The 26643-nt window shown below is 64.6% G+C and carries 21 protein-coding genes; 4 read left to right on the forward strand and 17 right to left on the reverse strand.

Annotation, left to right across the window (positions count from 1 at the left end; translation table 11 throughout):
- Window positions 1-150 precede the first annotated feature (150 nt).
- Window positions 151-918, reverse strand: a complete 768-nt coding sequence (locus ACH488_RS17015) for a CPBP family intramembrane glutamic endopeptidase (protein ID WP_397325751.1) — start codon at window positions 916-918, stop codon at window positions 151-153.
- A 62-nt stretch (window positions 919-980) separates the two neighbouring features.
- On the opposite strand from ACH488_RS17015, the gene ACH488_RS17020 reads away from it, so the two are divergent.
- Window positions 981-1406 carry a phosphoglycerate mutase family protein gene (locus tag ACH488_RS17020; protein ID WP_397325752.1) on the forward strand — a complete coding sequence of 142 codons (426 nt, stop codon included), beginning with the start codon at window positions 981-983 and terminating at the stop codon, window positions 1404-1406.
- Between the two features lie 73 nt (window positions 1407-1479).
- Here the strand turns inward: ACH488_RS17020 and ACH488_RS17025 are convergent, their stop codons facing one another.
- From ACH488_RS17025 to ACH488_RS17045, 5 genes are read right to left on the reverse strand one after another with little or no spacing between them, the layout of a single operon-like run.
- Window positions 1480-2280 carry a DeoR/GlpR family DNA-binding transcription regulator gene (locus tag ACH488_RS17025; protein ID WP_397325753.1) on the reverse strand — a complete coding sequence of 267 codons (801 nt, stop codon included), beginning with the start codon at window positions 2278-2280 and terminating at the stop codon, window positions 1480-1482.
- 24 nt (window positions 2281-2304) lie between these two features.
- A complete protein-coding gene (locus ACH488_RS17030) occupies window positions 2305-3159 on the reverse strand; it encodes a class II fructose-bisphosphate aldolase (protein WP_397325754.1) in 855 nt (284 codons plus the stop codon).
- Window positions 3141-4097 carry a 1-phosphofructokinase family hexose kinase gene (locus ACH488_RS17035; RefSeq protein WP_397325755.1) on the reverse strand — a complete coding sequence of 319 codons (957 nt, stop codon included), beginning with the start codon at window positions 4095-4097 and terminating at the stop codon, window positions 3141-3143. The genes ACH488_RS17030 and ACH488_RS17035 overlap by 19 nt, the downstream gene beginning before the upstream one ends.
- Entirely contained in the window at window positions 4094-5053 is a 960-nt protein-coding gene (locus tag ACH488_RS17040; protein WP_397325756.1) for an ROK family protein, read from the reverse strand. Before ACH488_RS17040 ends, ACH488_RS17035 begins: the two co-directional genes overlap by 4 nt.
- 9 nt (window positions 5054-5062) lie before the next feature.
- On the reverse strand, window positions 5063-5980 hold the full coding sequence (locus ACH488_RS17045; RefSeq protein ID WP_397325757.1) for an SIS domain-containing protein: 918 nt from the start codon (window positions 5978-5980) through the stop codon (window positions 5063-5065).
- 272 nt (window positions 5981-6252) lie between these two features.
- Between ACH488_RS17045 and ACH488_RS17050 the strand changes: the two genes are divergently transcribed.
- A complete protein-coding gene (locus ACH488_RS17050; protein ID WP_397325758.1) occupies window positions 6253-10143 on the forward strand; it encodes an endo-alpha-N-acetylgalactosaminidase family protein in 3891 nt (1296 codons plus the stop codon).
- A 74-nt stretch (window positions 10144-10217) separates the two neighbouring features.
- Here the strand turns inward: ACH488_RS17050 and hutI are convergent, their stop codons facing one another.
- From hutI to tdh, 4 genes are all read right to left on the reverse strand, one after another.
- Window positions 10218-11435, reverse strand: coding sequence for an imidazolonepropionase (hutI, locus tag ACH488_RS17055; protein ID WP_397325759.1), 1218 nt, complete (start codon window positions 11433-11435; stop codon window positions 10218-10220).
- 11 nt (window positions 11436-11446) lie between these two features.
- Window positions 11447-12544: an NAD(P)/FAD-dependent oxidoreductase gene (locus ACH488_RS17060; RefSeq protein ID WP_397325760.1), complete on the reverse strand. Its 1098-nt coding sequence runs from the start codon at window positions 12542-12544 to the stop codon at window positions 11447-11449.
- 379 nt (window positions 12545-12923) lie between these two features.
- On the reverse strand, window positions 12924-14117 hold the full coding sequence (locus ACH488_RS17065) for a glycine C-acetyltransferase (RefSeq protein WP_397325761.1): 1194 nt from the start codon (window positions 14115-14117) through the stop codon (window positions 12924-12926).
- 20 nt (window positions 14118-14137) lie between these two features.
- On the reverse strand, window positions 14138-15184 hold the full coding sequence (tdh, locus tag ACH488_RS17070) for an L-threonine 3-dehydrogenase (protein WP_397325762.1): 1047 nt from the start codon (window positions 15182-15184) through the stop codon (window positions 14138-14140).
- Window positions 15185-15294: 110 nt separating this feature from the next.
- Here tdh and ACH488_RS17075 point away from each other — a divergent pair, with 110 nt between their 5' ends.
- The gene (locus ACH488_RS17075; RefSeq protein ID WP_397325763.1) at window positions 15295-16224 is read left to right on the forward strand and encodes a LysR family transcriptional regulator; all 930 of its coding nucleotides are present in this window, start codon (window positions 15295-15297) and stop codon (window positions 16222-16224) included.
- 56 nt (window positions 16225-16280) lie between these two features.
- Here the strand turns inward: ACH488_RS17075 and ACH488_RS17080 are convergent, their stop codons facing one another.
- The 5 genes from ACH488_RS17080 to ACH488_RS17100 form a co-directional block, all read right to left on the reverse strand.
- Entirely contained in the window at window positions 16281-17474 is a 1194-nt protein-coding gene (locus ACH488_RS17080) for a Gfo/Idh/MocA family protein (RefSeq protein ID WP_397325764.1), read from the reverse strand.
- 17 nt (window positions 17475-17491) lie between these two features.
- Entirely contained in the window at window positions 17492-18529 is a 1038-nt protein-coding gene (locus ACH488_RS17085) for a LacI family DNA-binding transcriptional regulator (RefSeq protein WP_397325765.1), read from the reverse strand.
- Between the two features lie 61 nt (window positions 18530-18590).
- A complete protein-coding gene (locus tag ACH488_RS17090) occupies window positions 18591-20261 on the reverse strand; it encodes a sugar ABC transporter substrate-binding protein (RefSeq protein WP_397325766.1) in 1671 nt (556 codons plus the stop codon).
- Between the two features lie 57 nt (window positions 20262-20318).
- Window positions 20319-21242: a carbohydrate ABC transporter permease gene (locus ACH488_RS17095; protein ID WP_397325767.1), complete on the reverse strand. Its 924-nt coding sequence runs from the start codon at window positions 21240-21242 to the stop codon at window positions 20319-20321.
- A gap of 31 nt (window positions 21243-21273) precedes the next feature.
- The gene (locus tag ACH488_RS17100) at window positions 21274-22308 is read right to left on the reverse strand and encodes an ABC transporter permease (RefSeq protein WP_397325768.1); all 1035 of its coding nucleotides are present in this window, start codon (window positions 22306-22308) and stop codon (window positions 21274-21276) included.
- A 204-nt stretch (window positions 22309-22512) separates the two neighbouring features.
- On the opposite strand from ACH488_RS17100, the gene ACH488_RS17105 reads away from it, so the two are divergent.
- Entirely contained in the window at window positions 22513-23541 is a 1029-nt protein-coding gene (locus ACH488_RS17105) for a formylglycine-generating enzyme family protein (protein ID WP_397325769.1), read from the forward strand.
- 50 nt (window positions 23542-23591) lie between these two features.
- Here the strand turns inward: ACH488_RS17105 and gatB are convergent, their stop codons facing one another.
- A complete protein-coding gene (gene gatB, locus ACH488_RS17110) occupies window positions 23592-25100 on the reverse strand; it encodes an Asp-tRNA(Asn)/Glu-tRNA(Gln) amidotransferase subunit GatB (protein WP_397325770.1) in 1509 nt (502 codons plus the stop codon).
- On the reverse strand, window positions 25100-26641 hold the full coding sequence (gene gatA, locus ACH488_RS17115) for an Asp-tRNA(Asn)/Glu-tRNA(Gln) amidotransferase subunit GatA (protein ID WP_397325771.1): 1542 nt from the start codon (window positions 26639-26641) through the stop codon (window positions 25100-25102). Before gatA ends, gatB begins: the two co-directional genes overlap by 1 nt.
- Window positions 26642-26643 lie beyond the last annotated feature (2 nt).

The following is a 26643-nucleotide window of genomic DNA, read 5'->3' on the forward strand; positions in this document are numbered from 1 at the left end:
CCCGGAAGGCCAGAGCCCGCCAGAGCCCTGGCGAGCCACCCCGCATACTTTCCCGGCCCCACGGCGCGCCAGCGGCGCTCACACGCTGGGTCGCACTTGGGGTCGTTCCCAGCGCTGGGAACGACCCTAACTGCGACCCAGTTGGGGCTGCTAGCCGAGGCCCACGGCTTTGCCGAACAGGCTGAACCCGACGAACGCCACGATGTCCAGGAGCGCGTGCGCTATCACCAGTGGCATCACCCGTTTGGTCTTTGTGTAGAGCCAGGCGAACACGAGGCCCATCACCACATTGCCGATGAAGGGCCCGAAGCCCTGGTACAGGTGGTAGCTCCCCCGCAGGACTGCGCTGACGATGATCGCCACCGGCGTGCTCCAGCCGAACTTGCCGAACCGGTCCAGCAAGTAGCCCACCACGATCACTTCCTCGACGATCGCGTGGCGTATGGCCGAAAGGATGAGCACCGGAACGGTCCACCAGTAGGCGTCCAATCCACTGGGCACGATTGCCGTGGTAATGCCCAGCGCCCGCCCCACTGCGTACAGGCCCAGGGACGGTATGCCGATCGCGGCGGCGAGGCCCAGGCCTTGGAGCGCGTCCTTGCCGGGCCGGGCGAAATTGAAGCCCAGGCGGGCGAACGCCGACCCGCCCCCTGATCCACCACTGACGTGCAGGGACAGGAAGTAGAACACCAGGACTACCGGCACCAGGGCGAACAGGATGTCCAGCAACTGGTACGTGAGGTCGAAGTATTCACGCGTGCTTTGGGACCTGTTGAGGGTGGACGTAGCCTCCGACAAGGGGGCGCGGGTCAGTTTGTCCAGGAGCTGCACCACCGAATAGACGGCGGACTGGCCCAGTGACAGGCCCAGCACAATGAGGACTTCTGCGCGCAGGCGACGGCGGGAGGCTAGGAGCATGTTCCTATCTTGCCCGTAGTTCCTGCCACTTTGCCGGGAAGGCCAGCCCTATGCTTGGTGGGATGAGCGCCCCCGGCAGAATCTTCATGATCAGGCATGGCCAGTCCGCCGCCAATGCGGATACGTCCATCTACAACCGCGTGCCCGACTACCGGATCCCGCTGACGGCCAGGGGAGTGGAAGAGGCCCGGATCGCCGGGGAGAAGCTTCGCCGCAGACTCAACGGTGAGCAGGTCTGCGTCTACGTTTCCCCTTACTTGCGCGCCTACCAGACCCTGGAAGCACTGAACCTTGGTCCGCTGGTGGAACGCGTCATCGAGGAACCCCGGCTCCGTGAACAGGACTGGGCAAACTTCCAGATCGCCGGGGACATTGAGCATGCGGTGGTTCCACTGGACCGTGGAGTACTTCGAATCCTTGAACAATCCCGGGAATGCCGAATTGCGGACGCTGATCAGGACAGACGACGAGCTGTACGTCCTGGATGAGCCCTTCAGCCAGTGGGTGCCACGGAACGTGGACGACTCCGTACTGGACGCTCCCCCGATGCGGTTCTGAGGCCTACGCCGTGACCCCCGCCGGAGCCACGATCACTTCGGTGCCCTTGGATTCAAAGGCGGCCCGGTGCTCCGGCGAAATCCCGGAATCGGTAATGAGGTGCCGGAATTCGTAGCCGGCCATCGCAGCAAAGGAGCGGCGGCCCACTTTGGAGGAATCGGCGACCACGTAGGACTCGGTGGCCCGCCGCGCCATGACGGTGTTCACCATGGCTTCGCCCTCATCGGTGATAGTGGGGCCGAGGTCGGGGTCCACGCCGTTGACGCCGATGAACGCAATGTCCAGCGCCACCTTCTGCATGATGACGTCCGTGTACGGGCCCACAAGCTCGTAGGAACGGGGATTCAGGATGCCACCGGTGACCATGATCTTGATGTTCGGACGCACCGCAAGCTGTGAGGCGATGTTGATGGCGTTGGTGACCACCGTGAGCGTGGGCCGGTTGGACGGCGCGTTGAGGTCCTCGCGGGTGGATAGCAATTGTGCCAGCGCTGTGTTCGTGGTTCCTCCGCTGAGGCCGATCACCGCTCCGGGGCGGATCAACGCGGACGCCGCCAACGCGATGTCCTGTTTGGCTTCTGCATGGTCGTCACGGTTGTAGCGGCCCGGGAGATCGTAGGCCACGGATCCCGTGGTGGCGCCACCGCGGGTCCGGCTGAGCAGGCGCTGCTTGGCGAGGCTGTCCAGGTCGCGCCTGGCCGTTGCGGGAGACACGCCAAGCCGCGTCACGATGTCCTCGACTTCCACATGGCCGGATTCGGCCAGGAGGTCCAGGATGGCGGTCAGCCGATCGGTGCGGGTCATGACGAGCCTTTCGCGTCGGTCCAGCTATTTCGCTTTGGCGAACAGCGTCAGCATACGTGCAGATTCCAGCACGAGGGCGTCCCGGCCGGCCTTGAGGTACTTCCGGGAATCCACCACTGCAGGGTAGGCATCGAGGTACTCACGGACTGCGCGGGTGAAGAACCCGTTCAAATGTGTGGATACGTTGATTTTAGTCATACCCGCCCCGATCGCAGCTACGAGCATCCCGTCTGTGACGCCGGAGGAACCGTGGAGGACCAGTGGTTTTTCCACCGCGGATTTCAGCCGGGTGATGAGGTGGAGGTCCAGTTCGGCATTGCGTTCGGTCATGGCGTGGGACGACCCAACGGCAACGGCGAGCGCGTCCACCCCGGTTGCTTCCACGAAGGCAGCAGCCTCCCCCGGGTCCGTCCGGACGCCCGGCGCGTGTGCCCCGTCTTTGCCGCCAACCTTGCCGAGTTCGGCTTCCATATAGACGCCGTGGTCGTGGGCGTAGCGGGCTACCCGCCGCGTAACTTCCACGTTCCAGTCGTAAGGCAAGTGGGCGCCGTCGTACATGACGGAGCCGAAACCGAGGTCCACGGCTGCGAGTGCGAGGTCTTCGGACTCGGCGTGGTCCAGGTGGACGGCGACCGGAACGTTGGCGTCCCGGGCAATCGCAAGGGTGGCCAGGCCGATCGGTTCGAGCCCCCCATGGTACTTGGCACAGTTCTCCGAGATCTGCAGGATCAGGGGCACGCCGGCGGCTTCGGCACCGGCTACGAGGCCCTCGGCTGTTTCCACGTGGATCACGTTGAACGCGCCCTGGCCAGTGCCGTTGGCCGCGGCCTTCTCCATGAGTTCCCGCGTGTTGACCAGGGTCACCGGGTCTCCTTCCATGTCACGATCAGTTGTTCTTCGAGTTCCTTGTAGCGCGGGGAAATTTCGCCTGCAGCCGGCATGAGCACTGCCGCTGCGGACCAGGCGGTGGCGCGCCGGAGGATGTCGCGTGGCTCGGTGATGCCTTCGGCGAGGGCGACGGCGGCAGCCGCCACACCGGCGTCGCCCGCCCCTGTAGGGTTCCCGCTCAGCGGCGCCGGCAGCCGGGCGCTCCAGTAGCCGCCGGGGGCTGCGTGGTCGAAGGCGAGCATGCCCTCGGCCCCGGCGCTCACCAGCACAGTGCGCGCGCCCAAGGCGATGAGCGAGAGCGCCGCAGCTTCGACGCTTGGCTCCCCCGTGGCCTCGGCGAGTTCGTGGTGGTTCGGTTTCAGCACATCCGCGCCTGCGCGGGCTGCGTCGATGATTGCGGGACCTGACGTATCGATGATGGCCGGGATCCCGGCGTCGTGCGCCAACTGCACCAGCGAGGGATAAAAGTCCGCCGGCGCGCCCGGCGGCAGGCTGCCGGAACCAACCAGCACGCTGGCCCCGCCATGGCCGTCACCGCCGTGGATGGCGTTCACGACGGCGGCAGTCAGCGAGCGCCAATCGTCGGGCAGGAGGGGCTGGCCTTCCTCGTTGAAGATGGAGGTTTCGCCGGAAACGGTGTCCACGAGCGCGATGCTTCGCCTGGTTTCCGCAGCAACATTGACCAGGGTGTGCGGTACGCCGCTGGTCCAGAGCTCCGCCGCGAGCGTTTGCCCGGCGGCGCCGCCCGTGGGGGCTACGGCCAGCACGGGGTGGCCTGTTTGATGGGCCACCCGGGCTACGTTGAGTCCTTTACCACCTGCCCGGCTGAGGGGCGTGGGCACCCGGTGGCTGCCACCCTCGGTGATGCCGTGGACTGTGTAAGTCATGTCGATGGCAGGGTTGGGCGTCACTGTGACGATGCGGTTCATGGCGTGCCTCCCACCATGCTGTGCTCCAACGCGTTCCGTTCCAGGAGGGCACGGGCGTTAAGGGCTGCGCCGAGGAGGCCTGCGTCCTGGCCAAGCTGCGCTTTGAGCAGGCGGGGCCGGCGTTGGAAATCCAAGGTCTGGTCTATTTGGCGACGCAACGGCTCCAGCAGTTCATCCCCCGCTTCGGCCAGGCCGCCCCCAATCACAACGGCCTCGGTGCCAAGGATGTTGACGCACTGGCAGATAGTGAACGCCAGGGCATCCACGGCGTCCTGCCAAATCCGGGCCGCGCGGGGTTCGCCCGCGCGGGCCCGGACCAGCACTTCCCTGGCGCCGTCCACGGGTTCCGGGGATTGCGCGTTGTAGCGCTTGGTGATGGCTCCTGCAGAGCCCACCGCTTCAAGGATGGTGGAGCGGGGTGGTCCTGGGTCCGGATTGGGAACCTGGGCGTGGCCAAGCTCGCCTGCGAAGCCGCCCGCGGTGACGGCTTGGCCGCCCGAGAAGACGGCAGCGGCGATTCCAGTGCCAACCACCATGACCACTACATCGTTGAACTGCCGGGACGCGCCGAAGCGGTGTTCCACGGCCGCGGCGGAGCGGACGTCGTGGTCGAAAGCGACAGGCAGGCCCAGCCGCTTTTCCGCCTCGGCGGTAAAGGGGAAGTCCTTCCAGCCGAGGTTGGCCGAGTACACGCCCACGCCTTCGGTGGAGTCGACGATGCCGGGGACGATGATTCCCGCCGCTTTCGCCGGCACGTCCGAGAACTCGGCCGAGAGTTCGTCCGCGAGGCCCGCCAGCCGGTCCAGGACTGCTTCCGCCGGTCGGGCGGGGTCCAAGGGCGTGGGGACGCGGCGCATGCCCAGCACGTTTCCCTCAGCGTCAACGAGGCCGGCTTTGACATCGGTCCCGCCAACATCGAAGGCCAGGACAGCTGTGGATGCGGTTCCGAGAACCATGGCGGTGGCCTAGGCGGACGCGTCGAGAATGACTGAGCGCGTCAGGTTGCGGGGCAGGTCCGGATTCAGTCCGCGCACGCGGGCGCGCTCCAGGGTGACCTTATGGACCCGGGCGAGTTCGGCGAGCGGGTGCTTGTCCGCGTGGATGTAGAGGGCTCCGGTCACGGCCATGTCCTGGTCCAGGCCTTCGGGCTGGTTTCCGAAGAGCCACGTGACACGGCCGGGGGCCGCGATGGAGATCGGACCATGGCGGTATTCCATGGCCGGGTAGGACTCGGTCCAGCCCTGGACTGCTTCGCGCATCTTGAGCCCGGCTTCGTGGGCCAGGCCAACGGTCCAGCCGGTCCCAAGGAACGTGAATTGCTCGGCGTCCAGGAGTTCCTGTTCCACCGGCGCGGTGACGGCGCTGCGGGCATCGGCGATGGCTGTAGTGAGGTCGATGCCCAGGCTGCTCAGCAGGTACACCAGCGCGGTGGTTGCGAAACGTGTCTGGACCACGGAGCGCTCATCTGCGTAGGGCAATCCGATCACGGCATCGGCGAGGCCCACGATCGGCGAGGCCGTGTCTCCAATGATCGCCACAGTAGGAACGACGCCTTTGAGGGCAGCGAGAATCTCGAGCACTTCGGTGGTGGTACCGGAGCGGGTGATCGCCACGACTGCGTCGTACCGACGCCCTGCGCTGTTGTTGTTCAGGAAGGCCTCGGAGGCAGCGAAAGCATCCGTGACGCCCTTGCCTGCAGATTCGCGGGCCGCGGCGTAGCTTTGGGCCATGAACCAGGAGGTGCCGCAACCAATGACGGCAATCCGCTGGCCATCCGCGGGGAGAAGCTTTTCAGCGCTTGCCTGCTCAATCGCGCGCTGCCAGACGGCGGGCTGTGATTCGAGTTCTTCTTTCATGAAGGCACCCAGGGTGTTGTTGCTCATCGTGTGTTCCACTCCCGCTCAGGCAATGACGTTTTTTGATCTATAGAAACACTAAACGATCATTTTCAATCTCACAAGGATCATGGACGGCGACATCTGAGGACTTTCGCTCATCACGGGCACGGCTTCGATCACGCGATCAATCATGTGAGAACTTGTGCGAAACAACGAATATTCCGTTAACTCTTGTCAACTTCTGTCCGATGCAGCAGGCTTGTCGAGTCCGCAAGAACATGATTGTTACTCGCTCGGAATAATCAAGAAGGAGCAATATGCCCGGCTTGTCATCCCCCAGACGCCTCGCCTCGCTGAGTTTGGCCTGCGTCGTCGCCTCATCGTCACTCGGCTTACTCGCCCTCCCACCCGCCAATGCAGCGCCCCCGGCTGAGGCTTCAAGCCCCGGTAGCGCCACCCTGCGGTCCGGCCAGCTCAGCGTGGAGGTGTCCACCACCTTTCCCCAGGTCCTCAGCTACACCGATGCCGCCAGCAAGGCCTCGCTGGACGGTTCCCGGGCGCGGCTGCACACCGTCACCCTCAACGGCACCGAATACGAGGCCACAGGTTCCTCCACCGCCTCCGGCAAGGACACCATGGACTACGTCCTGACGGTTCCCGAATTCGGCAATGCCTCCATCACGGCACGCCTTTCCGTCAAGAAAAACGTGGTGTCCTTCAACATCACGGGAATCAAGGACTCCCCCGGGCACCAGGTGCGGACACTCCAACTCCCGCGCCTGAACCTCGTATCGGTGGATTCCACGCAACCCGGAGCACAGGTATCCACGGCCAACCTGTCCGTGGACCGGGCCGTGAGCGGCGACGAATTTACCCCCGTCACGGCGTCCACCCCCGTGGACCCAGCGGCGAAAAGCTCGGCCTACGCTCTGGCCAACACCTCCTCGCTGGGCGCAGCACTGGAGTCCAATGCCCTCTACGACACGTCTTCGGGGCCAGGTTCCAAGGATCGCGGACGGTTCTGGCGCCAAGCCGTCTCAGACGGCACCGGAGGGGTTTCCATGGGGATCGCCAGCGGCCAATGGCTCTACCGTGCCGATGGCTCAGACACCACCGAGGAATTGCCGTGGACCAGGGTGGCCATCACCACCGACGCCAACGCCGACGGAAGCGTCGATTGGCAGGACGCAGCAATCGCCATGCGGTCCATCCAGGTCAGCGCCAACAAGGGCGAACAAACCCCGGACAACGTGGTCACCCACATCCCGTTCAACTTCGCATCGCAAGCCACCCATCCGTTCCTGCGCACCCTGGACGACGTCAAACGGATCTCCCTGGCCACGGACGGCCTGGGCCAGGTGGCCATGCTCAAGGGCTACACCAGCGAAGGGCACGACTCCGCGAACACCGACTACGGCAACAACTTCAATACCCGTGCCGGCGGCCTGGAGGACCTGAACAAGTTGGTCAAGGAAGGTAAGGACTGGAACGCAAGCTTCGGAGTCCACATCAACGCCGCGGAAATCTACCCTGAGGCCAAATCCTTCAGCGAGGATCTTCTCCGGGCTGACAAGGCGCTTGGCTGGAACTGGCTGGACCAGTCGTACTACATCAACCAACGGCAGGACATCACGTCCGGCAAGCTGGCCCAGCGCATCAAGGAACTACGCGAGGCCACGGACAAGAACCTGGACTTCGTCTACGTGGACGTCTACTACGAGTACGGCTGGCTGGCCGAGCGCCTGCAACAGGAACTCGTCAAGAACGGTTTCCGGGTGGGGTCGGAGTGGGCTGACCATCTGTCCAGGAACAACACTTGGTCCCACTGGGCCAACGACGAGAAATACGGCGGCTCCACGAACAAGGGCATCAACTCCCAGATCCTCCGGTTCATCAACAACAGCCAGTCGGATGTGTGGAACCCCGACCCCAAACTTGGCGTGAGCCACATCGTCGAGTTCGAAGGCTGGACCGGCCAGAACGACTTCAACGCCTTCAGCGAGAACATCTGGACGGCAAACCTGCCCGCCAAGTTCCTGCAGCACCACCCCATCACCAAGTGGACCGCTGACCGGATCGACCTCGCGGACAACGTTTCCGTCACGGGCAACACCGCTGAAACCCGCAACATCACGGCCGGCGGCTCCACCGTGCTGACCGGGGGCACCTACCTGCTCCCCTGGTCATCCAAGGAGAACAACGTGGTGGACAAGATGTACCACTACAACCCCGTCGGCGGTTCCACCACGTGGACGCTGACCAAGGATTTCGCCAAGGCCAAGTCCCTGGAACTGTTCAAACTGACGGACAACGGCCGTGTGAAGGTGGCCGACGTTCCCGTAGCCAACGGCCAGGTCACCGTCACGGCCGACGCCAAACAGCCCTACGTCCTCACCGCCAAAGGCAACGCCCTGCCCAGGAACGCGGACTTCGGCGAGGGAACCGCGTTCAATGACCCCGGCTTCAACGGTGCGGACCTCTCCGCCTGGAACCCCACGGGCTCCGTCACCCAGGTCCGCGACGACAAAGGCCGCCGCTTCGCGCAATTGGGGGCGTCGCCGTCGTCCATCAGCCAGGAAGTAAAGCTCGACGCCGGAACCCAGTCCGTCAGTGCGTGGGTGGAAATCCAACCGGGCAAAACCCGGCCCACCACCCTCTCCGTCACGGTTAACGGGAAGACCGGGAAGACCACCATCGATTCCTCCACTGCCGAAAACTTCGTGGCAGGAGACGAAAAGCACGGTACTTCCTTCCAGCGCGTCCGCGTCCTGGTGGACGTGGCGCGAAACAACACCAAGGCGACCATCACCCTCAAAGCGGACGACGGCGACGCAACGGTACGGGTGGATGACTTCCGGGCGGTGAAGACCGCCCGGGTGGCAACCACCGGCGTCTTCAGCGAAGACTTCGAAAACGTGGACCAGGGCTGGGGTCCGTTCGTGAAGGGCAACGCCGGAGGATCCACCGATCCCCGCACGCACATCACCGAACGCCACGAACCCTTCACGCAGAAGGGCTGGCACACCAACGTGATCGACGAAGTACTGGATGGCCAATGGTCCTTGATTGCCCATGACGAAAACCGGGCACCGAACGGCGGCCCGGGCATGGTGTACCGCACCACCGAGGCCACCGTGCCGTTCAAGGCCGGCCACAAGTACAAGGTCTCGTTCGATTACCAGAACTCCAAAGCCGGGCAATACGCCTGGGTGTCGGGATACGATTCAGCGGCCGGACCTGCGGTGACCGGCAACCAGCCGATCGACGCCAAGACCAGCACCACCCGCTTTGAGCAGGTCTTCGATACTGGATTCTGCGGGGACTACTTCGTGGGCCTGCAGCGCACCGGCAGCGCCAACGGATCGGACTTCACCCTGGACAACCTCTTGGTGCAGGACCTCGGGTCCTCGGATGCTGTCCCGGCCTGTGCCCAGCTCACCGCGGCCCTCCAGGGCGATGTGATCCAGCAAGGGAAGGCCCAGGATTTCGTCACCACCTTCGTCTCGGATGAGCCTGCGGCCATCAAGGATCTGTCGGTTTCGTTGGAACTGCCCGAAGGATGGACGGGCACTCCGGCCACACCGGCAACCGCGGCAAGCGTACCTTCCGGTGGCAGCCTCGCCACTACATGGAAGATCACCGCACCCGCTTCGGCGGATGGCGACTACCCCGTCAAGGCAACAGCCACCTACTCCACCACCTCGGAACCGGTTGGTATGCGGACCATCAGTACCACCGCGTCCGTGCGTACCCTCCCCAAACCGCCGCAGGGCACCGTCTACGCCAGCGACCATCCTTGGGTGAGCGCCACCAACGGTTGGGGACCGGTGGAGAAGGACATGTCCAACGGAGGTACCGGAGCCGGTGACGGCACACCACTGACCCTGAACGGCACTGTCTACACCAAGGGACTCGGCGCGCATGCCAACGGCACCATCCGTTACTTCCTTGGGGGCCGTTGCAGCGCTTTCACGGCAACCGTGGGGATCGACGATGCGCAAGCAAGCCGTGGCAGCGTGAAATTCTCAGTGGTCGCCGATGGAACAGCCAAGGTGACCACGCCGGTCCTCGGGGCCACCAGCGCTCCCTTGCCATTGACGGTGGACATCACCGGGGCGCAGTACGTGGAACTCGTCGCCAATGATTCCGGTGACGGAAACGGCAACGACCACGCCGACTGGGCCGACGCGAAGTTCACCTGCTCCTAAAAGCAACGCGGGGTCAGATACGGCCCCTAAATCCCCTGGGGATGGGCCCTAAGTGACCCCGCGTTGCGATTCAGTTAGACAGCCTGCCGGCCGGCCCGCCACACCGCATGCGTCAGCGGGATACCCGGCCGGTAGGCAAGGTGCGTCGCCGACGGCGCCTTAAGCATGTGCAGATCTGCGCGATGACCGACGGCGAGCGAGCCCACCGCCCGTTCGCCGTCGACGTCGTTCCCGGACTCCCGGCCCAACGCCAAGGCGCCGCCGTACGTCGCCGCCCGGACGGCTTCGTGGACGCTCAAGCGCATCTGGAGGACCGCCGTCGTGACGCAGAACGCCATGGAACTCGTGTACGAGGTACCGGGATTGCAGTTGGCCGCCAACGCGATCTGCACGCCGGCGTCGATCAGATCCCTGCCGGGGGCCAGCGGCTGGCGCGTCGAAAGGTCGCAGGCGGGCAGGCAGGTGGCGACGGTGCCCTTGGAGCCGGTACCGCTGGTGGCGTCCCAGCCGGTCCACGTGCCAGCAAGCGACTGGATGTCATCTTCCGAAAGGTAATTCACGTGGTCCACGCTGGCGGCACCGAACTCCACTGCCAAGGCCACGCCCGGACCTTCGCCCAACTGGTTGCCGTGAACGCGCAACCCCAGTCCAGCCTCGCGGGCAGCGTGGAGGACCCGGCGGGACTGTGCCTCGGTGAAGGCACCGGTTTCGCAGAACACATCAGCCCAGCGGACGTACGGCAGAACGGCGGCGAGCATCTCGCCGCAGACCAGGTCCGTGTACTCCTCCGGGTCCGATCCCGCCGGCACCAGGTGGGCGCCAAGGTACGTCACCTCGTCCACGTGTTCGGCGGCAATCCGGGCGCTCCGGGCCTCGTTCTGTACGTCCAGGCCGTAGCCGGTCTTGCTCTCCAGGTAGGTTGTGCCCTGCGAGACGGCTTCCTGCACACGGGAGCTGACCAGGGCGCTGAGTTCTTCATCGCCTACGCTGCGTGTGGCGTTGGTGGTTACTCCGATTCCGCCCGCGCTGTAGTTCTGGCCGGCCATGCGGGCCTCGAACTCGGCGGTGCGGTCGCCGGCGAAGACCAAGTGGGAATGCGAGTCCACCCAGCCCGGCAGGACGGCGCGGCCTTCGGCGTCGATCCGGTGGTCCGCTGCAGGAGCGTCGGCGCTGGAACCGATCCAGGAAATCCGCTCCCCTTCCAGCACGATAGCGGCGTCCTTCAGGACCCGGTGCTCCAGGTCCTGGGTCATCAGTTCGCCGATGTTGGTGATGAGTGTGGTTCCGGTCATGTCCCTATTGTTCAGCGCCGGATGGACCAGCGGACTGCTGCCAGTTGCTCCGCTGTCCGGGATTCCGGACTCTCAGGCTGGACGTTTCCGAGAATGAGAGCGGCAGCGAGCTCGGCAATGGCGGACGAGGTTTGGAAACCATACCCACCCTGTCCGGCCAGCCAGAAGAACCCGGGGGCCTCGGCGTCGAAACCCACCACGGGTACGCCGTCCGCGGCTTCTGTCCGCAGGCCGGTCCAGGCGCGGTCCACTGATTGGATGCCGAGGGTGGTGACGGCGTTGAGGTTGCCGATGAGCTTGTCTACATCGCCTGCGTAGGGCTTGGCGTCTTCGGCGCCGCTGGGCACGTGTTCCGACGGCGAAATCAGTACCTGGTTGCCCTCGGGCCGGAAGTAGAAGGAATCGTCGGCGGCGCACACCATGGGAGTTTGAGGGGTCAGCGGGTTTTCCACGTTCACAATCGCTGCCGTGCGGCGGAACGGCTGCAGGCCGAGTTTCTCGACTCCGCTGAGGACCGCCAACTCGTCAGCCCACGCACCTGCGGCATTAACCACGACGCCGGACAGGAACCCTTCGGTGCCTGCGCCCAGTTCCCAGCCGCTTCCTATGCGCTGGGCCGAGTGGACCCTGGCTCCGGTGATGATGTCCACGCCGGCTGTTTCGGCGAGCTTCCGGTGGTCCTCCAGCAGGTTCGGGGCGTTGCAACCGTACGAGCCACTGTCAAGGCCGGCTGCGGTGAACGAGTCCGGCTTCAAGACCGGACACAACTCCATAGCTTCGGCATGGGTGATGCTGTGCATGTTGCCGCTTGCCTCGGCCTTGACCGTTGCTTCGTCCCCCACCAGCATGAAACCGCGAGGGGTCAGGACTGGCTCCGGTAAGTTCTCGTCCCGGGCCTTCATGAGTTCGAGCGTCCGGACGGTCAGTTCCTGCACCACCGGAGGGCCGTAGCTGGGGATCAGTTGGCGCGCCGACCGTGAGGAGGTATGGAACGCCAGGGATTGCTCGGCCTCCACCAATGCCACTGTGCACTGTCCTGCCAGAGCCGATGCCAGGGACAGCCCAGCGATCCCGCCGCCAACGATTACAACGTCATACTTCGAAGCCATGGCCCCATCCTTCCAGACCCTCCCTCACCGAATCACCCCTCCCACCGGACGCTCTCTCACCAAACCGCCCCTCCCACCGGACGCTCTCTCACCAAACCGCCCCTCCCACTCAAGCATCTCTCACCAAACCGCACTCTCCACCGGACGCTCTCTCACCAAACACCCCTCCACCGCTGGCCCTCACTCGCTTGCGTGTAGAAAGTGAGAGAGCGTTCTTGAAAATGGGCAGTTCGGTGAGAGAGCGTCCCGTAAAAATGGGGCATTCGGTGAGAGAGCGTCCCAAAAAAGGGGGCATTCGGTGAGAGAGCGTCCCAAAAAAGGGGGCGTTCGGTGAGAGAGGGTTCGGGAAAAGGGGGCGTTCGGTGAGAGAGGGTCGGGGTTAGGCGACCGCGGCGCGGCTCTTGACGAAGGCCTGGACGCAAGCCTCGACGTCGTCCGTGCTGTGCGCGGCGGAAAGCTGGACGCGGATGCGGGCCGCACCCTTGGGCACCACGGGGTAGCTGAACGCGGTGACGAAGACGCCATGGCCGAGCATCTCGTCGGCGATACGGGCCGCAACCACGGCGTCACCGAACATCACCGGGATGATGGCGTGTTCGCCGTCGAGCAGTTCGAAGCCTTCTTCGCTCATGCGGCGACGGAACAGGGCAGCGTTCTCGAAGAGACGTGTGCGCAGCTCGCCTGAGCCCTGCACCAGTTCCAAGGCCTTGATGGTGGCCGCAACAATCGCCGGTGCGAGCGAGTTGGAGAACAGGTACGGACGGGCCTTCTGGCGCAGCATGGCCACGATCTCGCCGCGGCCGGAGACGTAACCACCGGAGGCACCGCCGAGGGCCTTGCCGAAGGTTCCCGTGTAGATGTCCACGCGGTCCGATACCCCGGCATGTTCAGGCGTACCGGCGCCGGTGGAGCCCATGAACCCGACGGCGTGGGAATCGTCCACCATCACTAAAGCGTCGTGTTTCTCGGCGAGGTCGCAGATCGCTTCGAGGGGCGCCAGGTAGCCGTCCATGGAGAAGACACCGTCGGTGACGATGATCTTGCGCCGCGAACCGGACGCTTCCAAGAGCTTGGCTTCCAGGTCCGCCATGTCCTGGTTGGCGTAGCGGAAGCGCTTCGCCTTGCTCAACCTGATGCCATCAATGATGGAGGCGTGGTTGAGGGAGTCAGAGATGATGGCGTCGTCGGGGCCGAAGAGGGACTCGAACACACCGCCGTTGGCGTCGAAGCAGCTGGAGAAGAGGATGGTGTCCTCGGTCCCCAGGAAAGCCGAGACGCGGGCTTCGAGTTCCAGGTGCAGGTCCTGGGTACCGCAAATGAACCGCACGGAGGCCATGCCGAAGCCACGCTCGTCCATGGCTGACTTGGCCGCGGCGATGATGTCCGGGTGGTCGGCGAGGCCGAGGTAGTTGTTGGCGCAGAAGTTAAGGACCTTGTTGGCCGGCTGGCCGAGCTGGCCCGCGGCGATGTGGCTGGCCTGGGGTGAGTCGATGTGGCGTTCGGTCTTGAAGAGCCCGGCGCTGCGGATCTCGTCGAGTTCGCCTTGGAGTTGGTCTTTGATGGCTGAGTACATTGAATTGCTCCTGAAGGTTCCTAGAGTTCAGTCCAGTCGAGGACCACTTTGCCGCCCACACCGTTGCGGGCGATTTCGAAGCCCTTTTCCCACTCGGTGGCGGGCAGCTTGTCCGTGACGACGGCGGAAATGCTGCGGTGCAGCGTGGGGTTGGAGGAGAGCATGGCGCTCATGGCGTACCAGGTCTCGAACATCTCGCGTCCGTAGATGCCCTTGAGCGTGAGCATGTGCGTGACAACTTTGCCCCAGTCGATGTCGATGGACTGGCTGGGCAGGCCGAGCATGGCGATGCGTCCGCCGTGGTTCATGTTGTCGATCATCTCAGGCAGCGCTGTGGGGTGTCCCGACATTTCCAGGCCGATGTCGAAGCCTTCGCGCATGCCCAGTTCCTGCTGCGCCTCCCGGACGCGCATCTTCGAAACATCCACGGCAAGGTCCACGCCCATCTGCCGGGCCAGTTCGAGGCGCGGAGCCGAGACGTCGGTGATGGCGATCTTCCGTGCACCGGCGTGGCGGGCGACGGCGATGGCCATCAGCCCGATCGGGCCCGCACCGGTGATGAGGACGTCCTCGCCCACCAGCGGGAAACTCAATGCAGTGTGCACCGCGTTGCCGAACGGGTCGAAGATGGCACCAAGTTCCGGGGTGACGGATTCATCGTGGTGGACCCAGACATTCGTTTCGGGAATGACCACGAACTCAGCAAATGCACCATCGCGCTGAACGCCCACCGAGACCGTGTGGATGCACATCTGGCGGCGTCCGGCCCGGCAGTTGCGGCAGATCCCGCAGACAACGTGCCCTTCGCCGGAGACCCTGTCCCCCACCTTAACGTCACGGACGTCCTCGCCGATCGCCACCACTTCGCCGTAGAACTCGTGCCCGGCAATCAGGGGTGCTTCGATGATGCTTTGCGCCCACGCATCCCAGCTTTGGATGTGGAGGTCGGTGCCGCAGATGCCGGTGGTCATCACGCGGATCTTGACGTCGCTCGGGCCCGCCTCGGGCTCCGGACGGTCAACGAGTTCGAACCCGGCGTTTGGTCCGGATTTGTAGAGAGCCTTCATGGGATTCCTCACTGGCTTGGTGCTGCTTCGCTGCTGCTGACTTCCATTGAAAGCCCGCCAACGATTTAGCACAACTAGATTCTTCTCAATCAACGATTTAGGATTTGCTAATGGAAATCCACCAATTGCAGATGCTCCGGGAGCTCGGGGACCTGGGCAGCGTCAAGGCAGTAGCCGAGACCCTCATGGTCACCCCGTCGGCCGTTTCCCAGCAGCTTGCGCTGCTCCAGAAGTCGGTGGATGTGCCGCTCACCCGCAAGGAAGGCCGGGCTTTGGTGCTCACCGACGCTGGCCGCGTGCTCGCCGAGGCGGGGGCCGCCGTCGTGAACGCCATGGCCGATGCCCGCGCGGCCATCGGCGCCTACCACGACGCTCCCGACGCGCCCGTGAGTGTCAGCGCGTTCCACAGCGCGGGCCAGGCGCTGTTCGCCCCGCTCGCCGCGCTGCTGGCCAGCGGAAAAGCGTCCGACGGCGGGATGTCGCCACGGTTGCGCCTGTCCGACGAGGATGTGGCCCAGGAGGATTTCCCGGGGCTGGCGGCGCGTTACGACCTGGTCCTGGCGCACCGAATGGACAACAGTCCCCCGTGGCCCGAGGACAAGGTGGCGGTGATCCCGCTCGCGGATGAACCCCTGGACATTGCCCTGCCCGCGGACCACCCGCTGGCAGCACACCGCGAACTGGAGCCGTCCGACGTCGTGGATGAACCCTGGGTGACCAGCCGCGACGGCTACTCCCCCGCGGACGTGCTGGCCGCCGTCGTGGCTGTCAGCGGGCGCCCGGCCGAAGTCCTGCACCGCATCAACGACTACTCCACCGTGGCGGCGCTGGTTTCGGCGGGTGGCGCGATCGGGCTCCTGCCGCGGTTCACGGCGCGGCGCGTGCTGGACGCCGGCGTGGTGCTGCGGCCGTTGTCCGGGGTGAACTCGGTGCGCAAGATCGACATCCTGGCCCGGCCGGAAACCCTTAAACGGAAATCGGTCATGACGGTTTGCGAGTCACTTCAATCCGTCATGACCGGGCTTTCCGCACCCAAGTAGGGACAGCACTTGCTCCAATGAGGGTTCAGTGGAGCGTAATCTGTCCCCCGGTTGGGCTAGTCGCGGACCAGGGCGGGCTGGCCGGCGTCGAAGTACTCCACCAGTTCCGCGGGCAACTCCGGGACTTCCCGGGCGGACCCGTCGGCGCGCAGTGATTCCGCGGCCAGGATGCCGGCCACCACAGCCTGGCGGGCGGCGATGGGGCTGGTCTGGGTCCGGCCGCCCTCCGAAGCGAACCGCAGGAACTCCTCAATCAACCGCGGATCGGCGCCACCATGGCCTCCTTCGCCATCCTGGATGGTGACGACCTGGTCCGGCTCGCCCCGCCCGGAGGTGCGCGAGGTCCAAACGTTGATGGTCTCCCCCGGCCCGTCACCGAAGTTCTCGATCCGGCCCTTCGTGCCGATGACCGTGTAGTTCCGCCAGTAATCCGGCGTGAAGTGGCACTGCTGGTAGGAGGCCAGGACGCCGTTGTCCAGCACCATGTTCATCATGGAGATGTCCTCGACGTCGATCACCTCCGCCAGGTCCTTCTGTTCGGTGGGCGGCCAGTTGTCCAGGGAGAACCAATCCCCCATGCGCTTGCCGTCGTTGTTGCTGCGGTTGGTCACGTCGCCATAGACCGCAAGATCGCCGACGGCGGCAACCCGCTTGGTGTAGCCACCGGCCAGCCAGTGGATCACGTCGATGTCGTGGGCACCCTTTTGCAACAACAGGGAGGTGACGTTGGCGCGCTGGGCATGCCAATCCTTGAAGTAGTAGTCGCCGCCGTGGCCCACGAAGTGCCGGCACCACACGGCTTTGACCTCGCCGATGGTTCCTTGCTCAATGAGTTGGCGCATCTGCACTACAACAGGCATGTGGCGCATGTTGTGGCCGACATAGAGCCGTGTGCCCGTTTCATAAGCGGTCTTCAGGATCAGGTCTGCGGCCTCCAGCGTGACGTCCAGGGGCTTCTCGCAGAACGTCGGGATGCCGGCTTTCAGGGTGCGGATTGCGACGGCGGCGTGCTGGTTGTCCGGGGTCAGGACCAGTACTGCGTCCAGGCCGCTGGCAAGCAACTCCTCGAGGTCGTCCGTGATGCGTGCGGTGGGGATGCGCTCGGCGGCATCGGCCCGTCCACGTTCGCTGAGGTCGCAGACGATCGTCACAACAGACCCCTGGCCCGGCTTATGGGCGTGCTTCCACAATCCCGAACGCAGGCCGAAACCCACGATGCCGACCTTCAAATCCTTTTCCATGGTGTACAAATTCCTTCTGCTGATTCCTAATTAAGTCTGGTTGCGGCACTGCGGTGTGGTGCCGATTCCCGCACGAAGAGGTGCCAGGGGAAATCCAGGACCGTCGGCTTGTCACCGGGGTCCGTGGCCCGCTGCAGGAGCAGCCTGGCAAGCTTGTCGAAGAAGTCCACGGGACCCACGGTGCTGAGCGAGGGAGACATGCGCTCACCCTCCACCGTGTTGCCCACACCGATGATGTCCACGTCCTGGCCCACGGCCAAGCCCAGGCGTTGGGCCGCGTTGATGGCGCTGACGGCGGCGAAATCGGTGGTGGCGTAGATCGCCGTAGGGCGGTCCGGAAGTCCCAGTAGCCGGGTGGTGGCGGCGAAGGCTCCGGACGTGGTTCCGTCGAAGAGCCCCACGTAGTCTTCCCGTTCATCGATCCCTGCGGCGGCGAGCGCCTCCGAATACGCCCGGTAGCGGCTGCCACCGGACGTTCCGGCAGCCGTGGCCGGGGTCAGGCAAGCGATCCGCCGGTGGCCGTGGAGAAGATGCTCCACGGCCATCCGGCAGCCCGGCTCCGCGATGGAACGGATCACGTCGAAACCCTCCGGTTCCAGCGTTTCGTTGAAGACCACCAGCGTGGTTCCGTGCCCGGCCAGTTTCCGGAGCGCAGCAGTCTGCTCTTCACGGACGGCATCGACGAACACGGCATCGGCGTTGTGCGTACCGAGCACTTTCACCCAGTCCGCGTCGCCCAGGATCATTGGCGTGATGCCCAGGGGCTCCGCGGCCCGCTGGACCGCTTCGATGACGGACAGGGACCACGGATCCGAAAGCATGGTCAGCGACAGGATCACGGTGTTGGTCCGTCCGGTGCGGATGGCGCGCGCGGCCTGGTTGGGCCGGTATCCGAGCCGCTCCGCCGCCGCCTTGACCTTTTCCGCCGTCGGATCCGAAACGCCAGGCCCTCCGTCACCCCGGCGACCGGACATCACATAGGAAACCGTGGCTGTGGAGACGCCGGCAAGTTCGGCCACCATGCGGATGGTGGGCCTGACGCCGGTATTGCTTGTTTTTGCCATGGTTCCCCCTGGTGTTGATGTCCGCGTCACATTCTTTGCTCGATCGTATGGCGTTGCGGGGCTAGCTCCGGAACACTGGCGCGTTGGGGTCCAACGAAGCCTGGTACTCGTCACGCATCTTGTCGCCGCCCTCGCTCTTCCAGCGCTTCACCGCGTCCTTGAGTTCGTCGATCTTGGCGCGGCCGGTGATGATGTCCACCACCTTGTCCCTGAGTTGCTTGGTGATCTTGGCGCCCACCTTGGCGTTGGTGTCCGAGTAGGAACCGTTGGTGGGGTTGCGCCAGGCGAGTTCCAGGAGCTTCTTTTCCTGCTCGCTGACGTAGCGCGTGTCGTCGTCGAAGCCCGGGTTGAAGATGACGTTCTCCGGACTGGCCATGATGTTCAGGGCAGAGACCAGGCCAGGGGCGTTGGTGGTTCCGGTGTCCGTGCGGACCGGGTTTCCGCTGCCGTCCAGGGTGTAGTCCTGGCCGAGCTCGCCGAAGTTCTTCTGCATGTACTCCACCGTGCCGAACGGTGCCGACAGGTAGTTGATGAGGCCCAGAAGTTCGCGGATCTTGCCTTCCTCGGCCTTCTTGAACGGTGTGAAGCCCACGGTTCCGTAGCCCATGTCGTAGGTCGGTTTGACCTTGCCGTCGGCGCTGAACGGAATGAGGATGTCGAACTTGGCGGTGCGGCTTAGCGAACGGTAGCTGCGGATATCGTGCGGCCCCACCACCACCTGCGCGGCAACGCTGCCGTTGGCTACCCGGTTGCGGATATCCGTGGCCTTGGAATCCGGGTAGAACACGCCGGCGGCAAACATCTTGGCCGTGAACTCGACGCCCGCCATGTACTCGTCTGTTTCATACAGGTGGGTCAGCGTGCGGTCCTTGTTGACGGCCCAGCTGTTCGGGGCCCCGAACCATTCGGTGACCATGTGCAGCGCATTGATGTAGGCCGGTTCCAGGGCATATTTCTGCTCGCCGGGACGCGTCAGTTCCTTGGCTTTGTCCAGGAACTCGTCGGCGCTGGACGCTTCGAATCCACCTACCTGCGCCCACATGTCGTGGTTGCCCAGGTATACCTGGCCGAACGGGGTGCTCGGGATGGGAGCGCCCCAGATCTTGCCGTTCACGACGGCGGTCTTCCAGGAATCCGGCTTCAGTGCGGCCAGGTTGGGGTACTCGAGTACGGCGTCACCGGAGAGGTACGGCGTGAGGTCCTGGAATTTGGCCTCCAGCATGGGGCCTACGTTGGGGATGCCCTGGTTTGGCGGTACCCACATCATGTCCGGGAGGTCGTTGCTGGCAAGGACCGTGGCGAACTTGGCCGGGTAGCCGTCTCCGATGTCTTCGGCGATCTGCAGCTCGAGGTCCCCGCCGAGCTTGGCGTTGAGGCGCTGCCAGAACGGGTTGTCCTTCAGGCCCGGACTCATGGTGTCGAAGGTTTCCGTGAGTCCGGTGACCTTGCCCTTGAGAGGCGGGGTCTTCACGGACTGCACGGCGTTGGGCAGTTTGAAGTATCCGGCCTGCAGGCCCTGGGCGTTGCCGGCGATGTCCGGCGTCACACCCGTGAACTCTTTGTAGGTAGGCAGCTTGACCGTGGCGGAGGCAGCGGCGCCCCCACCCCCGGAAGCTCCGCCGCCACCGCAGGCGGAGAGGCCGACGGCGGTCACGGCCAGGCCGGCGAGGCCGGCGAGGCCGAGGAAGCCGCGGCGGCTGAATCCAGCCTGTGCTGAGGTAGTGCTCGTCATGGCATAACCCTTTCTGATGATCTTTGTTGGTTTTTGACGCGTGGGAATCTTGGTGGGCTAACCCTTGACGGCGCCGGTGATGACGCCCTTGGCAAAGTGCTTCTGGAGGAACGGGTAGACCATGAGGATGGGCACCAGGGCCACTACCACTACCGCCATCTGGATGGACTGCGGCGGCGGGGTGGTGGTGATGCCGAGTTGGTCGGCGGCACCGCTCCCCTGCACCACGAAGTTCCTGAGCAGCAGCTGGATGGGCCACTTGCTGTGGTCGTTGATGTAGAGCAGTGCGTTGAAGAACGAGTTCCAGAAGCCGACGGCGTAGAACAGGCCCACCACGGCGATCACTGCCTTGGACAAGGGCATGACGATCCGCCAGAGGATCTGCCAGTCATTGGCGCCATCGATCCTGGCGCTCTCGATCAGCTCACCCGGAATGTTCATGAAGAAGGACCGCATCACCACGAAGTTGAAGGCACCGAAGATGCCGGGCAGGATCAGCGACCACAACGAATCCAGCAGGCCCAGCTGGCGGATCATGAGGAAGGACGGGATCAGGCCCGGGGCGAACAGCAGGGTGAACAGGACTGCCAGCACCACAGGGCGGCCGAACAGCACCGAGCGGCTGGTGGCGTAGGCCATGGTGATGGTGACGAAAAGGGCCAGGATGGTGCCAACCACGGTGATCAGGGCGCTCACGCCCAGGGATTGCAGCACCATGGGGCCTTTGAAGATGGTTGCGTAGGCCTCCAGCGTGGGACGTTCCGGCCAGAGGACGAAGCCGCCGGCCTTGACCAACTGTTCGTTGTCCGCGAGGGACGTCGAGACCACCAGCAGGATGGGGGCCAGGATGGACAGGCTGAAGGCCACCAGGACCACCGACTTGACGGTCTGGTAGAGCGCGGAAGGGCGTTCCTTCCAGACCGGACGCTTGGGGTTGTAGCTCAGCTCCCGCGGTTTGCGGGTGAAAAGTGTTGTTGCCATGGGGGTTCTCCTTGTTCGGCCGCCGCTGGGGCTAGCCGACCTTTCGAGCGAAGATGCCGTCTTCGCCAAAGCGGTGTGCCAACTTGTTCGCGCCATAGATCAGCAGCATGCTGACCACGCCCTTGGCCAAGCCGGCCGCAGCACCCGAACTCCAGCCGCCACCCACAACACCGGTGTAGTAGGTGAACGTGTCCAGGACTTCCGCGGCCCCGGCGCCGACGGCGTCGCGCTGCAGGATGAATTGCTCGAAGCCCACCGAGAGGATGTCGCCGATGCGCAGGATCAGGAGCAGGACGATCACGGGACGCAGGCCGGGCAGGGTGATGTGCCACATGCGGCGCCACCGTCCGGCACCGTCCGCCGCGGCCGCCTCGTAGAGGGAAGCGTCGATGCTCGCCAGGGCGGCGAGGAAGATGATCATGGCCCAGCCGGCGTCCTTCCAGATCATCTGGACCACCACCAGCACGGGGAATGTCTCGGAGTTGGTCATGAACGGGATGGGATCCATGCCCCAGTCCCGGAGCAGGTTGTTCACGAAGCCGGCACCGCCCAGCATCTGCTGGAAGAAGGCGATCACCAGGACCCAGGAAAGGAAGTGGGGCAGGTAGGCGATGCTCTGGAAGACCTGCCGGACCCTGGTGCTGATCAGGGAATCGACAATCAGGGCCAGGACCAGTGGAACGGGGAACAGGAACACCAGCTGCCAGGCCGCCAGGTACAGCGTGTTCCAGAACGCGTGGATGAAGTCCGGGTTGGCGAAGAGGTCCACGAAGTTCTGCCAGCCCACCCAGAGGCTGTCCCCGATGCCCAGGTAGGGCTGGTAGTCCTGGAAGGCAATGACGTTGCCCAGGATGGGGATGTAGAAGAAGAGCAACAGGAAGGCGATGCCCGGCACCATCATCAGGAGCATCTGCTTGTCCCGCTTCAAACGCGAGCGGAAGCTCTGGCTGGGCGGCTTGGTGCCCTTGCCTTTCCGGGAGCGGGACACTGGCGCATTGGCGCCCTCCCGAGCCGGGACACGGCTGGCTTCGGGCAATGCCGGAGCCTGTTCCGTTGTCGAGTTCATGCTGTCTCCTCAAGTGCTGAGTGTGATTCAAGCCACGTTCGTTAACCGTTTAACAAACCATAGGTGACCCATGCGACTTTTGCAAGATCATGATTGAAACTGCGTTTAGAAATCAGTTTTCATCACTTTGAGCAATATGGAGCGCCAGTAAGATGGAGGACGGGCGAACACAACGGACGGCTTCGCACGGAGGAAAGAGCGGGAATGGCAGGATGCTGCAGTCCGGGCGGAACCGCCCGGGAAAGTTCGACGCCGGGGCTGACGCCACCACAGCGCGCGGCGGACGGACACCCCACGCCGCTAACCGGCGTCGTGCGTTCCGCCCAAGAACCCACGCCCGAAGGTACGTCCGCGCAGGCCGGTTCCCACGACGTCCCCATCCCCGCCGGGACGTTCACCATGGGCGATCCCTTCAATGAGGGGTATGCGGACGACGGCGAGTCTCCCGTGCACGAGGTGGCAGTCGGAGCCTTCCTCATCAGCGCCACCACCGTCACGAACCAGGAGTTCGCGGCTTTCGTGGACGCCACCGGCTACCGGACCGAATCGGAAAGCTTCGGAACCTCGCCCGTCTTCCACCTGGCGGTCCAGGCCGAGCCGAAGGACATCCTCAACCGGGTCAACAACGTCCCGTGGTGGCTGAACGTCCGCGGCGCCAACTGGGCACACCCGGCCGGACCGCTCTCCAGCTGGAGCGAAATTCCCGACCACCCAGTGACCCACGTTTCCTACAACGATGCCTTGGCCTACTGCGCCTGGGCCGGCCGACGGCTCCCTACTGAGGCCGAATGGGAGTACGCGGCCCGTGGCGGGGAGGACGGCCTGCGCTACCCGTGGGGCAATGACCTCCATAACTCCGGCGACGGGGAATCCCGTCACAACTGCAACATCTGGCAGGGCGAATTCCCCGTGCGCAACGACGTGGAGGATGGCTTCCTGACCACCGCCCCCGCCCGCTGGTTCGCCCCGAACAGCTACGGTTTGTACCAGACCAGCGGCAATGTGTGGGAGTGGTGCAGCGACTGGTTCCTGCCCAAGTACTACGCAACATGCCTGGCCAACGGCACGGTACAAGACCCGCAGGGACCCACTGTAGGACGCGGACGCGTCATGCGCGGCGGCTCCTACCTATGCCACGACTCTTACTGCAACCGGTACCGGTTGGCGGCGCGCAGTTCGAACACGCCGGATTCGGCCAGTGCCAACCTTGGCTTCAGGACCGTGGCGCTATAAAGAAGCAGGCCGCAGACAAAATCTGCGGCCTGCTTCTTGCGAAGGGCGTTTTAGCCCTCTACCCCGAGCTTCTCGAGGATCAGTTCGCGGACACGTCCGGCGTCGGCCTGGCCACGGGTGGCCTTCATAACGCCGCCAACAATCGCACCGATGGCCTGGACCTTGCCGCCTCGGATCTTCTCTGCGACGTCCGGCTGGGCGGCCAGGGCGGCATCGATGGCTTCCAGGAGCGGGCCGTCGTCGGAAACAACTGCAAGGCCGCGCTTCTCGATGATCTCCTCCGGGGTTCCTTCACCGGCGAGGACGCCGTCCAGGACCTGGGAGGCCATCTTGTTGTTGATCTTGCCGCCTTCAACCAACTTGTTGAGTTCGACGATCAGCTCCGGCGTAACACCGAGTTCGGCGGGCTCAACTTCGGCGGTCTTGGCACGGCCAACAACCTCGCCCATCCACCACTTGCGGGCGACGTCTGCGCTGGCACCGGCAGCAACGGTCTCCTCGATGGAGTCCATGACGCCGGCGTTCACCACATCGCGGAACTCGAGGTCCGAGTATCCCCAGGCTTCCTTGAGGCGCTTGCGGCGCTCCGCGGGCGGCTCGGGCAAGGTGGCGCGCAGCTCCTCAACCCATTCGCGCGAGGCAACCACGGGAACCAGGTCCGGTTCAGGGAAGTAGCGGTAATCGTCGGCGTCGGACTTGGGCCGGCCGGACGTCGTGGAACGGGTGTCCTCGTGCCAGTGGCGCGTTTCCTGGACAATCGGGTTGCCGGAGTCCAAAACGGCTGCATGGCGCTGGATCTCGTAGCGGACGGCGTGCTCCACGGCGCGCAATGAGTTCACGTTCTTGGTCTCGGACCGGATGCCGAAGCGCTCCTGGCCGTGCGGCCGGAGGGACACATTGGCATCGCAACGGACGTTGCCGCGCTCCATGCGGGCATCGGAAACGCCGAGGTTCTTCACGATTTCGCGGATCGCCGCAACATACGCCTTGGCCAGTTCCGGTGCCCGGCTGCCCGCGCCCTCGATCGGCTTGGTGACGATTTCCACCAGCGGAACGCCGGCACGGTTGTAGTCCACCAAAGAGTAGTCGGCACCCTGGATACGACCCGCGGCGCCACCCATGTGGGTCAGCTTGCCGGCGTCCTCTTCCATGTGCGCGCGCTCGATCTCAACGCGGAAAACCGTGCCGTCTTCCAGCTCGATGTCCAGGTAGCCGTCGTAGGCGATCGGCTCGTCGTACTGCGAGGTCTGGAAGTTCTTGGGCGTGTCCGGGTAGAAGTAGTTCTTCCGGGCGAAGCGGCAGGACTCGGCGATCTTGCAGTTCAAGGCCAGGCCGATCTTGATGGAGGACTCCACGGCCGTCTTGTTGACCACGGGAAGAACGCCGGGCATGCCCAGGTCAACCTCGTTGACGTTGGTGTTGGGCTCATCGCCGAAGACGTTCGGTGCCGAGGAGAACATCTTGGTCTTGGTGTTGAGCTCCACGTGGACCTCGAACCCCAGGACGGGATCGTACTTCTCCATGGCCTCTTCGAAGCTCAGGGTTGCGTCGACGGACATTAGTTGGAACCTCCGGCGGTGGTGGAAGCAGAACCCAGTACAGGTGCCTGTGCGAGCATCGGGCCGCCCCACTTCTCTTCAAGGATGGATTCGAGGACGGCGCCCACGCGGTACAGGCGGGCGTCTTCGCGGGCAGGGGCCAGGAGCTGGATGCCCACGGGAAGGCCGTCCTCGTCAGCCAGGCCGCCGGGAAGGGACAGGCCCGGGATACCGGCAAGGTTGGCCGGAATCGTGGCGACATCGTTGAGGTACATGGCCAGCGGATCGTCCAGCTTCTCCCCCAGCTTGAACGCCGTGGTGGGCGCGGTGGGCGAGATCAGGACATCGGCCTGCGCGAAGGCGGCGTCGAAGTCGCGCTGGATCAGCGTACGGACCTTCTGGGCCGAGCCGTAGTAGGCGTCGTAGTACCCGGCGCTCAGGGCGTAGGTGCCCAGGATGATGCGGCGCTTGGCTTCGTCGCCGAAACCGGCGGCGCGGGTTGCGGCCATGACGCGTTCGATGGTCATGGGGCCGTCCTTGGGGAGGACCCGCAAGCCGTAGCGGACGCCGTCGAACTTGGCCAGGTTGCTGGACACCTCGGACGGCATGATCAGGTAGTAGGCGCCCAGGGCGTACTTGAGGTTGGGGCAGGAAACCTCCACGATTTCCGCACCGGCGTCCTTGAGGATCTCAAGGGACTCGTTAAAGCGGTTCTCGACTCCGGCCTGGTAGCCCTCGCCGTGCAGTTCCTTGATGATGCCGATCTTCACTCCGGCCACGTTGCCCAGGCGGGCGGCAGCAACCAGGTTGGTGAAGGGATCGGTCAAGGAGGTGGAATCGAAGGGATCGTGCCCGCCGATGACTTCCTGCAGCAGCGCGGAGTCAAGGACGGTCCGGGAGACCGGGCCGATCTGGTCCAGCGAAGACGCCATCGCGATGGCACCGTACCGGGACACGGCACCGTACGTGGGCTTCACGCCAACCGTTCCCGTGACGGCACCGGGCTGGCGGATGGAGCCGCCGGTGTCCGTACCAAGAGCCAGCGGTGCTTCGAAAGCTGCGACGGCGGCAGCCGAGCCGCCGCCGGAACCGCCGGGGATGCGATCCAGGTCCCACGGGTTGCGGGTGGGCCCATACGCCGAGTGCTCCGTGGAGGAACCCATGGCGAACTCATCAAGGTTGGTCTTGCCCAGGATGGGCATCTTCGCGGCGCGGAGCTTCTTGATGACCGTAGCGTCGTAGGGGCTGTGCCAGCCCTCGAGGATCTTGGAACCGGCAGTGGTGGGCTGGCCGATCGTGACGATCAGGTCCTTGACCGCGATGGGCACGCCCGCCAGCGCATGCAGGTCCTCGCCCGCACTCCGCGCGGCGTCGACGTCTGCCGCGACGGACAGCGCTTCTTCGGTGTTCACGTGCAGGAAGGCATTGACCTGGCCATCGACGTCGGCGATGCGGTCAAGGTGCGCTTGGGTGACCTCGACGGCGGATACCTCGCGGGCGGCCAGCTTGGCGGCGAGGTCGGCAGCGGAGTGGTGGATGAGTTCGTTCTTCAGTTCAGTCATGG

The sequence above is a fragment of the Paenarthrobacter sp. NPDC018779 genome, from assembly GCF_044391085.1.
In the GTDB taxonomy this organism is placed as follows: domain Bacteria; phylum Actinomycetota; class Actinomycetes; order Actinomycetales; family Micrococcaceae; genus Arthrobacter.

Bases quoted from the DNA above. Each gene is read 5' to 3' on its own strand.
- ACH488_RS17020 (WP_397325752.1), top strand. From the start codon at position 981: ATGAGCGCCCCCGGCAGAATCTTCATGATCAGGCATGGCCAGTCCGCC.
- ACH488_RS17090 (WP_397325766.1), bottom strand. From the start codon at position 20,261: ATGACGAGCACTACCTCAGCACAGGCTGGATTCAGCCGCCGCGGCTTC.
- ACH488_RS17050 (WP_397325758.1), top strand. From the start codon at position 6,253: ATGCCCGGCTTGTCATCCCCCAGACGCCTCGCCTCGCTGAGTTTGGCC.
- hutI (WP_397325759.1), bottom strand. From the start codon at position 11,435: ATGACCGGAACCACACTCATCACCAACATCGGCGAACTGATGACCCAG.
- ACH488_RS17095 (WP_397325767.1), bottom strand. From the start codon at position 21,242: ATGGCAACAACACTTTTCACCCGCAAACCGCGGGAGCTGAGCTACAAC.
- ACH488_RS17075 (WP_397325763.1), top strand. From the start codon at position 15,295: ATGGAAATCCACCAATTGCAGATGCTCCGGGAGCTCGGGGACCTGGGC.
- tdh (WP_397325762.1), bottom strand. From the start codon at position 15,184: ATGAAGGCTCTCTACAAATCCGGACCAAACGCCGGGTTCGAACTCGTT.
- ACH488_RS17105 (WP_397325769.1), top strand. From the start codon at position 22,513: ATGGCAGGATGCTGCAGTCCGGGCGGAACCGCCCGGGAAAGTTCGACG.
- gatA (WP_397325771.1), bottom strand. From the start codon at position 26,641: ATGACTGAACTGAAGAACGAACTCATCCACCACTCCGCTGCCGACCTC.
- ACH488_RS17015 (WP_397325751.1), bottom strand. From the start codon at position 918: ATGCTCCTAGCCTCCCGCCGTCGCCTGCGCGCAGAAGTCCTCATTGTG.
- ACH488_RS17085 (WP_397325765.1), bottom strand. From the start codon at position 18,529: ATGGCAAAAACAAGCAATACCGGCGTCAGGCCCACCATCCGCATGGTG.
- ACH488_RS17030 (WP_397325754.1), bottom strand. From the start codon at position 3,159: ATGGAAGGAGACCCGGTGACCCTGGTCAACACGCGGGAACTCATGGAG.
- ACH488_RS17045 (WP_397325757.1), bottom strand. From the start codon at position 5,980: ATGAGCAACAACACCCTGGGTGCCTTCATGAAAGAAGAACTCGAATCA.
- ACH488_RS17025 (WP_397325753.1), bottom strand. From the start codon at position 2,280: ATGACCCGCACCGATCGGCTGACCGCCATCCTGGACCTCCTGGCCGAA.
- ACH488_RS17040 (WP_397325756.1), bottom strand. From the start codon at position 5,053: ATGGTTCTCGGAACCGCATCCACAGCTGTCCTGGCCTTCGATGTTGGC.
- ACH488_RS17060 (WP_397325760.1), bottom strand. From the start codon at position 12,544: ATGGCTTCGAAGTATGACGTTGTAATCGTTGGCGGCGGGATCGCTGGG.
- gatB (WP_397325770.1), bottom strand. From the start codon at position 25,100: ATGTCCGTCGACGCAACCCTGAGCTTCGAAGAGGCCATGGAGAAGTAC.
- ACH488_RS17100 (WP_397325768.1), bottom strand. From the start codon at position 22,308: ATGAACTCGACAACGGAACAGGCTCCGGCATTGCCCGAAGCCAGCCGT.
- ACH488_RS17065 (WP_397325761.1), bottom strand. From the start codon at position 14,117: ATGTACTCAGCCATCAAAGACCAACTCCAAGGCGAACTCGACGAGATC.
- ACH488_RS17035 (WP_397325755.1), bottom strand. From the start codon at position 4,097: ATGAACCGCATCGTCACAGTGACGCCCAACCCTGCCATCGACATGACT.